This window comes from Sphingomonas sp. (assembly GCF_019242355.1).
Classification (GTDB): domain Bacteria; phylum Pseudomonadota; class Alphaproteobacteria; order Sphingomonadales; family Sphingomonadaceae; genus Sphingomicrobium.
This window is the reverse complement of record NZ_JAFAVR010000100.1, coordinates 1-8,330: the sequence shown is the minus strand read 5'-3', so window position 1 is coordinate 8,330 and position 8,330 is coordinate 1. Positions and strand designations below refer to the sequence as shown.

Below are 8,330 nucleotides of genomic sequence, written 5' to 3'. Positions count from 1 at the left end.
TGTGCCGCTTCCTCGGACGCGATAGCGATGTCGACATCGCGACGCCGCATCCCGAGTTCCGCGAGTGGCGATGGGTCGAGGCCGAGCGGCTGCCCGACCTGATCGTGCCGTTCAAACGGGCGCTATACGAGGCCGTCCTGAAGGCGTTCGCGACCCACCTCTAGCGGTGTGGCGTTCGAGCAAGCGGACGGCTAGAGCCGGCGCATGGGGGAATTGTCGTCAAGCGAACGTGACGCCGTCGAGAGCATCGACGCCGCAGCAATGCTCGACCAGGTGCTGGGCTGGAGCGCGGTCAACAGCGGGTCGCGCAACCTCGCCGGCCTGGAACGGATGGCCGGGCTTCTGGGAGACGCCTTCGCGACGCTTGCCGGCGAGCTTCGGTTCGAAGCGCCGGGCGCCGTCGAGAGCGTTAACGAAACGGGGCGGACATTCGCGATCGAGCACGGGCGGCACCTGCATTTGACCGTAAGGCCGGATGCGCCCGTGCAGCTGCTCTTCACCGGCCACATGGACACGGTGTTCGGGGAGACGCACGCGTTCCAGGCGACGCGATGGCTCGAGCCGGGAGTCCTCAACGGGCCTGGCGTTGCCGACATGAAAGGCGGCCTGGCGGTGATGCTTGCCGCGCTGAAAGCGGTCGAGGCGAGCCGGCTTTCGGAACAGGTCGGTTACGATATCGTCATCAACAGCGACGAGGAGGTCGGTTCCCTGTCGTCGGCGGACCTGCTGGCGCGCGTGGCACAGGGCAAGCGCGCGGCGCTGACCTACGAGCCGGCGGCGCTTCCGGACGGGACGCTGGCCGGAGCGCGGCCGGGCAGCGGCAATTTCGCGATCGTGGTTCGGGGGCGGAGCGCGCATGCTGGCCGCAACCCGGAGGACGGGCGCAACGCCTTGCTGGCCGCGGCGGACCTGGCGCTTCGGCTCGCCAAGGCGAAGGGCCCGCGCCTCAGCGTCAACCCATCCCGCATCGAAGGCGGCAGTCCGACCAATGTCGTACCCGACCTTGCCGTGCTGAGGGTCAACATGCGTCCCGCGACACCCGAGGACGAGGCGCGCGCTCGCTCCATCATCGAGGCGTCGGTAGCCATGGTCGGCGCCGAGCACGACGTCGCAATCGAAGTCAGCGGCGGCTTCGGGCGGCCGCCCAAGCCGCTGACGCCCGAAGCCGAGGCACTGTTCGCCCTGGTCCGCGACGCCGGCGCCGACCTTGGCCAGACGATCGCGTGGCAGCCGTCGGGCGGGGTTTGCGACGGCAACAATATCGCTGCCTGCGGAGTGCCCGTGGTCGACACGATGGGCGTGCGCGGGGGCAAGATCCACAGCATGGAGGAATATCTGATCGCGGACAGCCTGGGCGAACGGGCGGCGCTGTCCGCAGTGACGATCCTCCGGCTCGCGGAGGGACGGTCGTGAGCTGCCGAATCCGCGCCGCTCGCAAGGGCGATCTTCGCGCCTTCTATAACCTCGCCAAGCTGACCGGCGGCGGCTTCACGAACCTGCCCGCCGAGAAAGCCACACTGGAGGCGAAGCTCGAGCGCGGCGCGGCGGGCTTCGCGCGCGAGGGAGATACGCCCGGCGACGACCTATACGTTTTCGTGCTGGAGAATGTCACGGCGAAGAAGATCGTCGGCACTTGCCAGGTGTTCGGCGCGGTCGGCAGCGAATATCCGTTTTACAGCTACCTGATCTCGACGTTGACTCAGAAGAGCGCCGAGCTCGGACGCACGTTCCGCAACCAGACGCTGACGCTGACCACGGACCTCGAAGGGGCGAGCGAGGTCGGCGGCCTGTTCCTTCACCCGCAGGAGCGCGCCGGCTGGCTCGGCATGCTGCTGGCGCGCTCGCGATACCTGTTCATCAGGGCGCACCGGCAGCGGTTCGGGGACGTCACCCTGGCCGAGCTGCGTGGAGTCATGGACGAGGCCGGCAACGCGCCCTTCTGGGACGCGCTCGGCGGCCGCTTCTTCGGCATGAGCTTTCCCGAGGCGGACGAGTTCAATGCGGTGCATGGCACCCAGTTCATCGCCGACCTGTTCCCGAAGAGCCCGATCTATGTGTCGATGCTGCCCGAGGCGGCGCGAGCGGTGATCGGACAGCCGCACCCGACCGGGCGGGCAGCGCTCAAGATGCTGGAGACCGAGGGGTTCGTCTGGGACAGCTACGTCGACGTGTTCGACGGCGGTCCGACGGTGACGGCGCGGACGGACGATATCCGGACGGTGCGCGACTGCCGCGAGGCGGTGCTGAGCGATGCGGTTGCGGAAGGGGGCAGCACGAGCCTCATCGCCAGCGGCCGGCTGGCCGACTTCCTCGCCTGTTACGGCAGGGTCGAGGACAAGGGCGACGGGACGGTGGCGATCGACGCGGATGCGCGGGCGATGCTGGGCGCCGAACCGGGCGCGACGTTGTGGCTGGCAGGCCGCTGACGGTGGCGCTCAAGGAAATCAATTTCGACGGGATCGTCGGCCCAAGCCACAATTACGCGGGGCTGAGCGTCGGCAACCTCGCCTCGACGCGCAACGCCGGGCACGTGTCGCGGCCGCGGGCGGCGGCGCTGCAGGGCCTCGACAAGATGCGCGCGAACCTGGCGCTGGGCCTCACCCAGGGGATTTTCCTGCCGCACCGGCGGCCGAACCGTGGCTGGCTCGGCGACCTCGCGACGACGATCGAGCGGGCGGACCCTGCGCTTGCCGCCAACGCGATGTCGGCCTCGGCGATGTGGGCGGCCAATGCGGCGACGGTTTCACCCGCGCCGGACGCCGCCGACGGGCGCTGCCACCTCACCGTCGCGAACTTGAGGACCATGCCGCATCGCAGCCATGAGTGGCCGGGAACGCTGGCGCAGCTGGAAGTGGCGTTCGGCGACGCGGGTGCATTTGCGGTCCACGGCCCGGTGCCGCCGGCCTTTGGTGACGAGGGCGCCGCGAACCACATGCGGCTTGCTTCCGCGCATGGCGAGGCCGGCGTCGAACTGTTCGTCTATGGCGTCAGCGGCGGCGCGTTCCCGGCGCGGCAGCATCTCGAGGCGTCGCGAGCGATTGCGCGGCGGCACCTGCTGGACCCGGAGCGGACGATCTTCGTCGAGCAGTCGCCCGAGGCGATCGCTGCCGGGGCATTCCACAATGACGTGGTCGCGGTCGCCAACGAGCGGGTGCTGTTCGCGCATGAGAAAGCGTTCGCGGATCGCGAGCCCCTCCTCTCGCGCTGCGGCGAATTGGTGCCCGGTTTCGAATATGTCGAGGTCGCCGACGCCGACGTGCCGCTGGCCGACGCCATCCGGTCCTATCTGTTCAACGCTCAGCTGGTGACTCCGCCGGACGGGCAGACGACGCTGATCGTCCCGTCCGAGGCGCGCGATACGCCGGCGGTGTGGGCCTGGATCGAGGGGCACCTGGCGGGAAACGGTCCGATCCGAAGGGTCGAGGTCGTCAACGTTCGGGAATCGATGGCGAACGGCGGCGGACCGGCCTGCCTGCGCCTGCGCGTGGTCGCCGATCCCGCCTCCGTCGATCCGCGCTTCCTGGTCGATGAAGCGCGCCTGGACCATATCGGCGAAGTCGTTCGCGCGCACTGGCCGGAGGAGATCCACAGCGACGCGCTCCAGGCCCCCGCGATGGTTCGGGATGTCGAGGCAGCTCGGACCGCCTTGCTCGACTGCGTTAACCTCGGGCAATTGTTGTAAGGTTAACCGACAGTTTACCAGAATTATTGACTCGGGAATGGCGCAAAACCGCCGCTGGCACGTTCCGTGCTTAATCTATGACGATGCTGAAGCGCCTTGGACGCCTATTCGTGATCAAGACCCGCACCGAAGCGTGGCTGGTTATCTATGCAATCGCCTGTGGCGCCGTCGAGCGGGGCCGGCACTACATGGATGTCTATCCCGGCTGGAGCGGCTGGATGCTGGCGATCGCCTGCACCGGGGTCGTGTTCCTGGCTGGAGCGCGGCTTCTGGATTCAGTTCGGGCGCCGGCACCGGCCGTGATCGCCGGGCCCTTCGCGGCGCCATCGCGGCGGCGGCAGCCGGCGGGACGCAGCCGTCCGCGGCACCTGCCGCTCGATCGCGCCGCGCGGCGCTCATTGACGCGCCGCCGGGACTAGCCCGAACGCATTAGCCGCCGGCGATGGCCACAAAGAAAAAGCGCGGGGCGTGAACCCCGCGCAATCTCTACGCAAACGGGAAGGGAGAGATCAGGCCGCGTTGAGCTCCGCATAGCTCGGGCGATTGCCGCTCCAGAACACGGGCGTTGCCGACGGGCCGCGATTATAGGCTTCCCGAAGCGGGAGTGCCGTCGAGCAGAAGGCGCACTCGGCCGAGAGGCGGCCGATCAGCCAATGGGTACGCCCGCAGCCGGGGCAGTGATTGACCTCACCCTCATGATAGACCGCGTGGTAGCCACGGGCCTGCGGGTTGAACGGAACTCGCGCGTTACTCGAACTCAGCATCTTGCTTGTCCTTCGAACATCTTCAGAACTTCCAACGAGCGTGGAGTCGTTAGGTTTCCGCGATAGTTCGTTTCCGGGACGCTCCTGTCACCCTCTTGCCACAGCCGTGTGTCGCGCCGGGACAGGAAGGCCAGCCTGTGGATAGTAACCCTTCCTTAGCCAATGACGCCCAAGGTCGAGTCGGAACAGCCTTGTGGACGGGGGCCGGGGGACATGGAATCTGACGAGCGTTACTATCGCCGCAGGGCGGTCGAGGAACGGATGGCCGCGCAGCGCGCAGTGACGGAGACGGCCCGCGCCTGGCATGCAAAGCTTGCCGCCGATTACCTGCAGCGCGCGAACGGGACACCGGCGCAACTGTCCGCCTGATCGAGCCACAAGCAGTCAGTCACATTCGATAGACTAATCGCCGCCGGCAGCAGCGATCAGGGATGCTGAGCCGGCGCCGCAGCCGGAGCGGCCGGGGCTGGACCTGATGGGCGCCAGCCGGCGGGAGTCACCCGCCACAGCGTATTGCCGACATCGTCCGCGATCAGAAGCGCTCCGTACCGGTCGACAGCAACGCCGACCGGGCGGCCGTGCGTGCGGTCCCGCGCCGTATCGAGAAAGCCGGTGACGACATCCTGCGCCTTGCCCGACGGGCGGCCGTTGGCGAAGGGAACGAAGACCACCTTGTAGCCCGACGGCGAGTGCCGGTCCCAGCTCCCATGCTCGCCGATGAAGGCGCCGCCGCGATACTGAGCCGGAAGGAGGCTGCCGGAGTAAAAGGTCAGGCCGAGCGCCGCGACGTGCGAGCCGAGCGCGTAGTCGGGCACAACGGCCTTGGCGACGAGGTCGGGCCTGCGGTCCATCGGCGGTACGCGAACGTCCACGTGGCGGCCGTAGTAAGAGAACGGCCAGCCATAGAAGGCGCCGTCGCGGACCGATGTCAGATAGTCCGGGACCAGATGGGACCCGAGCTCGTCGCGCTCGTTGACGACGACGAAGAGATTGTTGGTGCCGGGATAGAAGGACGGACTGTTGGGATTGCGCAGTCCGGTCGCGAACAGCCGATGCGCGCCGGTCAGACGGTCGATCTCCCAGACGCTCGCCCGGTTCTTCTCCGCCTCCATGCCGTTCTCGACGATGTTCGAATTGGAACCGACCGTCGCGTACAGCTTGGTGCCATCGGGCGACGCGACCAGGCTCTTGGTCCAATGGTGGTCGATCGGCGGTCCGGGAAGATCGGTCAGGGTTCGGCCCGGAGCGGTGATTTGCGTCTGGCCCGGAGTGAACGGATAGGCCACGACGGCGTCCGTGTTGGCGACGTAAAGATTGCCGTCGACCCAGGTCACCCCGAACGGGGAGTTCAAATGGTCGAGCAGGGTCGTCACCAGCTCCGGCTTGCCATCGCCGTTCGCGTCTCGGATCAGGGTGATCCGGCTTGCCGCCTTTGGTCCGCCAGGCGCGTTGTCGGCGCCGCCGCGTACCCACTTGAACACCAGTTGCTTGAACCGGACGAAGGGCTCCGTGCCGGGAGAATCGCCCTGAACGGCGAGAATGTCGCCATTGGGAAGAACATAGGCGAAGCGCGGATGGGCAAGTCCGGTCGCGAGCGCGTGAATTTCCAGGCCGGCCGGAACCCTGGGCGTTTCGCCCTTCCCCCACCCCTCTCCCGGCGCGATGTGCATTGGTGGGAACAAATAGTTCTTGGGAGCCGGGAGCACGGGATCAGGCCCGACCTGCGTGGAATCGTCGAACTTCGGATCGCTGCAGCCAACCAGACCCAGCAGCAGCGCGGCAGTGCAGAGAAAGCGGGTCATGCGCGCACCTCCCGAGTGCGGACCGTCTCGAAGGCCGCGAGAACGCTTCCGATGAGAAGCAGTATGAACGTGATCGCGGTAAGCGTGATTCCGGTGGGAACGACAGCCACCCAACCGTCCCGCGCATGAACCATCGCATCGACGATGCCGACCGCAAACGCGACCAGGGTGATCAGCGCGTGCCACTCGGTGCGGTGGACCCCGGGATGATGACGAAAGGCGAGCCACTCGATGAGGCCGATGACGATCGACAGGCCGGCGGCGACGAGGCCGCCGAAGATCATCCAGGACGCAAAGCCCGACCAGAAGATGTTGCCGCTCTGGGAGTAAGCATAATCGGTGATCAGCGCGACCAGGAAGTAGGCCAGCGGGAACGTGCCGATTGCGGCATGTATCGTGTGCAGCGCGCCGGTTGCCGGAATGGCCGACCGGTGAATTGGCCGGTCGTCGTCGATATCATCCGCCATTGCTCTCTCCGTCGCGTCGACGACGATTACGAGCAGGTCGATGCCGAGTTCCGAATGTTAAATGGCGCGCCCGAAAGGATTCGAACCTCTGACCCCCAGATTCGTAGTCTGGTGCTCTATCCAGCTGAGCTACGGGCGCGCGCTGCCGTGCAGGCAGGCGGCGACATAGGGGCGGCGGCCGAAACGCGCAACCCGTCGCAATTGCGAGTTTCGGACGGGGTGCCTAGAGCTTGGCGGCGATGACCCGCCTGACTCCTGCCGTGCTCCTGCTGGCCTCATTTCTCGCAGCTTGCTCGGCGCCGGGAGGACCGTTCCCTTCCCTGCAGCCGAGGGCTGCCGAGACGGTCGATCCGCGCCTGCCGGTCGACCGGCCGATGAACGACCGGCCGGTGAGCTCGGCGCTCGCGGCGGCACTGAACGACACAGTCGCCCGGGCGCACGCCGGGGAGTCGGCCTTCGCGCCCTTGATGGCGTCGGCCGAGCAGCTCGCGGGCAATGCCGGCGCTCCGCACGGCGAAGGGTGGATCGCGGCGCAGGAAGCGCTGACCGCGGCCATCGCGGCCCGCCGGATGACCGCGACCGCGCTCGCCGACATCGACGGGCTTGGCGGTGAGCGGCTGCAGGCTCAGGGCGGGATGACGCCGGCCGACCTCGCCGCGATCCAGGCCGCCCAATCGGAGGTCGGCGCGATCGACCAGCGCCAGCAGGATCGGGTCGACGCGGTCCGCAAGCGGCTCGGCCCCTAGGCGATCGTTGCCGCTCGAGCAGCCGGCCAGTCGCCGGCGTCCAGCCGATAGACGATGCAGGGGTTGAGCTCCGGCCCGAAGCGCTCGTCGATGAAGTCGAGGTCCGATCGCCGGGTCATGCCGAGGCGCGTCATCAGTCCCCAGCTCGGGCCATTGCCTTCGACCGTCAGCGCGATGACGAACGGCGCGGCGAAGCGGCTGAAGGCAAGGTCGAGGCTAGTGATTGCCGCTTCCTTGGCGATGCCCTTCCCCCAGGCCTCGGGACGCAGGCGCCAACCGATCTCATGGGCGCCGGTCAGCCCGCCTGCGCCGGGCGCGTTGACCCGCTTCAGGCCGCAGAAGCCGAGGATCTCGCCATTTTTGCGATCCTCGACGATCCAGAACGTATGGCCGAAATCGCGCTGGAAACCCCGGAGGCGATTGAAAGCGGCGCTCCATTCCTCGGGTGACTGGACGCCTCCGAGATGTGTCATCACCTGCGGCCGGTTCATGACCGCGTAGAAGCGCGCCTCATCCTCGCCATCCCAGGCGCGCAGGCGCAGCCGAGCCGTTTCGGCGACCGTCTCAGCCATTGATGAGACGGGCGGCGTCGACGGCGTGGTAGGTGAGGATGCCGGCGGCTCCGGCGCGCTTGAACGCAAGCAGGGTCTCGAGGATCAAGGCGTCGCGGTCGCCAGCCCCGGCCGCGGCGGCATGCTCGATCATCGCATACTCGCCGCTCACCTGGTAAACGAAGGTCGGCACGCCGAACGCGTCGCGGACCCTGGCGACGACATCGAGATAGGGCAGCCCAGGCTTCACCATGACGAAGTCGGCGCCCTCAGCAAGATCGAGCTCCACCTCGCGCAGCGCCTCGTCGATATTGGCGG

10 protein-coding genes, 1 tRNA gene and 2 pseudogenes are annotated in these 8,330 nt (G+C 67.6%); 7 read left to right on the top strand and 6 right to left on the bottom strand.

Going from position 1 to position 8,330, the window contains the following annotated elements; translation table 11 throughout:
• The 5 genes and pseudogenes from JOZ79_RS04725 to JOZ79_RS14115 form a co-directional block, all read left to right on the top strand.
• Positions 1–164, top strand: a pseudogene (locus JOZ79_RS04725) (RNA pyrophosphohydrolase); the annotation flags it as partial.
• A gap of 40 nt (positions 165–204) precedes the next feature.
• Complete coding sequence (locus tag JOZ79_RS04720) at positions 205–1,413, top strand: hydrolase (protein WP_294071309.1); 1,209 nt, start codon at positions 205–207, stop codon at positions 1,411–1,413.
• Positions 1,410–2,426: an arginine N-succinyltransferase gene (locus tag JOZ79_RS04715; RefSeq protein ID WP_294071306.1), complete on the top strand. Its 1,017-nt coding sequence runs from the start codon at positions 1,410–1,412 to the stop codon at positions 2,424–2,426. Before JOZ79_RS04720 ends, JOZ79_RS04715 begins: the two co-directional genes overlap by 4 nt.
• 2 nt (positions 2,427–2,428) lie before the next feature.
• Positions 2,429–3,682: an N-succinylarginine dihydrolase gene (locus tag JOZ79_RS04710; RefSeq protein WP_294071312.1), complete on the top strand. Its 1,254-nt coding sequence runs from the start codon at positions 2,429–2,431 to the stop codon at positions 3,680–3,682.
• A 110-nt stretch (positions 3,683–3,792) separates the two neighbouring features.
• Positions 3,793–4,101 (top strand): hypothetical protein, encoded by a 309-nt coding sequence (locus JOZ79_RS14115; RefSeq protein WP_366514794.1) that lies wholly within the window; start codon positions 3,793–3,795, stop codon positions 4,099–4,101.
• 90 nt (positions 4,102–4,191) lie between these two features.
• On the opposite strand, the gene JOZ79_RS04700 is transcribed toward JOZ79_RS14115, so the two are convergent.
• A complete protein-coding gene (locus tag JOZ79_RS04700) occupies positions 4,192–4,446 on the bottom strand; it encodes a hypothetical protein (RefSeq protein ID WP_294071304.1) in 255 nt (84 codons plus the stop codon).
• Positions 4,447–4,659: 213 nt separating this feature from the next.
• Here JOZ79_RS04700 and JOZ79_RS04695 point away from each other — a divergent pair, with 213 nt between their 5' ends.
• Positions 4,660–4,815 carry a hypothetical protein gene (locus tag JOZ79_RS04695; RefSeq protein WP_294071301.1) on the top strand — a complete coding sequence of 52 codons (156 nt, stop codon included), beginning with the start codon at positions 4,660–4,662 and terminating at the stop codon, positions 4,813–4,815.
• A 56-nt stretch (positions 4,816–4,871) separates the two neighbouring features.
• On the opposite strand, the gene JOZ79_RS04690 is transcribed toward JOZ79_RS04695, so the two are convergent.
• The 3 genes from JOZ79_RS04690 to JOZ79_RS04680 all read right to left on the bottom strand — a co-directional run bounded on the left by JOZ79_RS04690 (position 4,872) and on the right by JOZ79_RS04680 (position 6,854).
• A complete protein-coding gene (locus JOZ79_RS04690) occupies positions 4,872–6,248 on the bottom strand; it encodes a sorbosone dehydrogenase family protein (RefSeq protein ID WP_294071298.1) in 1,377 nt (458 codons plus the stop codon).
• Positions 6,245–6,715 (bottom strand): DUF2231 domain-containing protein, encoded by a 471-nt coding sequence (locus tag JOZ79_RS04685; protein ID WP_294071295.1) that lies wholly within the window; start codon positions 6,713–6,715, stop codon positions 6,245–6,247. Before JOZ79_RS04685 ends, JOZ79_RS04690 begins: the two co-directional genes overlap by 4 nt.
• Before the next feature lie 62 nt (positions 6,716–6,777).
• Positions 6,778–6,854: transfer RNA gene (locus JOZ79_RS04680), tRNA-Arg, on the bottom strand.
• A 100-nt stretch (positions 6,855–6,954) separates the two neighbouring features.
• Between JOZ79_RS04680 and JOZ79_RS04675 the strand changes: the two genes are divergently transcribed.
• Positions 6,955–7,461: a hypothetical protein gene (locus JOZ79_RS04675; protein ID WP_294071292.1), complete on the top strand. Its 507-nt coding sequence runs from the start codon at positions 6,955–6,957 to the stop codon at positions 7,459–7,461.
• Here JOZ79_RS04675 and JOZ79_RS04670 read toward each other — a convergent pair.
• Together JOZ79_RS04670 and JOZ79_RS04665 are read right to left on the bottom strand one after the other, a co-directional pair.
• Positions 7,458–8,033, bottom strand: a complete 576-nt coding sequence (locus tag JOZ79_RS04670; RefSeq protein WP_294071289.1) for a GNAT family N-acetyltransferase — start codon at positions 8,031–8,033, stop codon at positions 7,458–7,460. The genes JOZ79_RS04675 and JOZ79_RS04670 overlap by 4 nt on opposite strands.
• A pseudogene (locus tag JOZ79_RS04665) lies at positions 8,026–8,330 on the bottom strand (porphobilinogen synthase); the annotation flags it as partial. The gene JOZ79_RS04670 and the pseudogene JOZ79_RS04665, both read right to left, overlap by 8 nt.

Excerpts from the sequence above, each read along its gene's own strand:
- JOZ79_RS04690 (WP_294071298.1), bottom strand. The coding sequence starts at position 6,248 with ATGACCCGCTTTCTCTGCACTGCCGCGCTGCTGCTGGGTCTGGTTGGC.
- JOZ79_RS04695 (WP_294071301.1), top strand. The coding sequence starts at position 4,660 with ATGGAATCTGACGAGCGTTACTATCGCCGCAGGGCGGTCGAGGAACGG.
- JOZ79_RS04720 (WP_294071309.1), top strand. The coding sequence starts at position 205 with ATGGGGGAATTGTCGTCAAGCGAACGTGACGCCGTCGAGAGCATCGAC.
- JOZ79_RS04670 (WP_294071289.1), bottom strand. The coding sequence starts at position 8,033 with ATGGCTGAGACGGTCGCCGAAACGGCTCGGCTGCGCCTGCGCGCCTGG.
- JOZ79_RS04675 (WP_294071292.1), top strand. The coding sequence starts at position 6,955 with ATGACCCGCCTGACTCCTGCCGTGCTCCTGCTGGCCTCATTTCTCGCA.
- JOZ79_RS04700 (WP_294071304.1), bottom strand. The coding sequence starts at position 4,446 with ATGCTGAGTTCGAGTAACGCGCGAGTTCCGTTCAACCCGCAGGCCCGT.
- JOZ79_RS04685 (WP_294071295.1), bottom strand. The coding sequence starts at position 6,715 with ATGGCGGATGATATCGACGACGACCGGCCAATTCACCGGTCGGCCATT.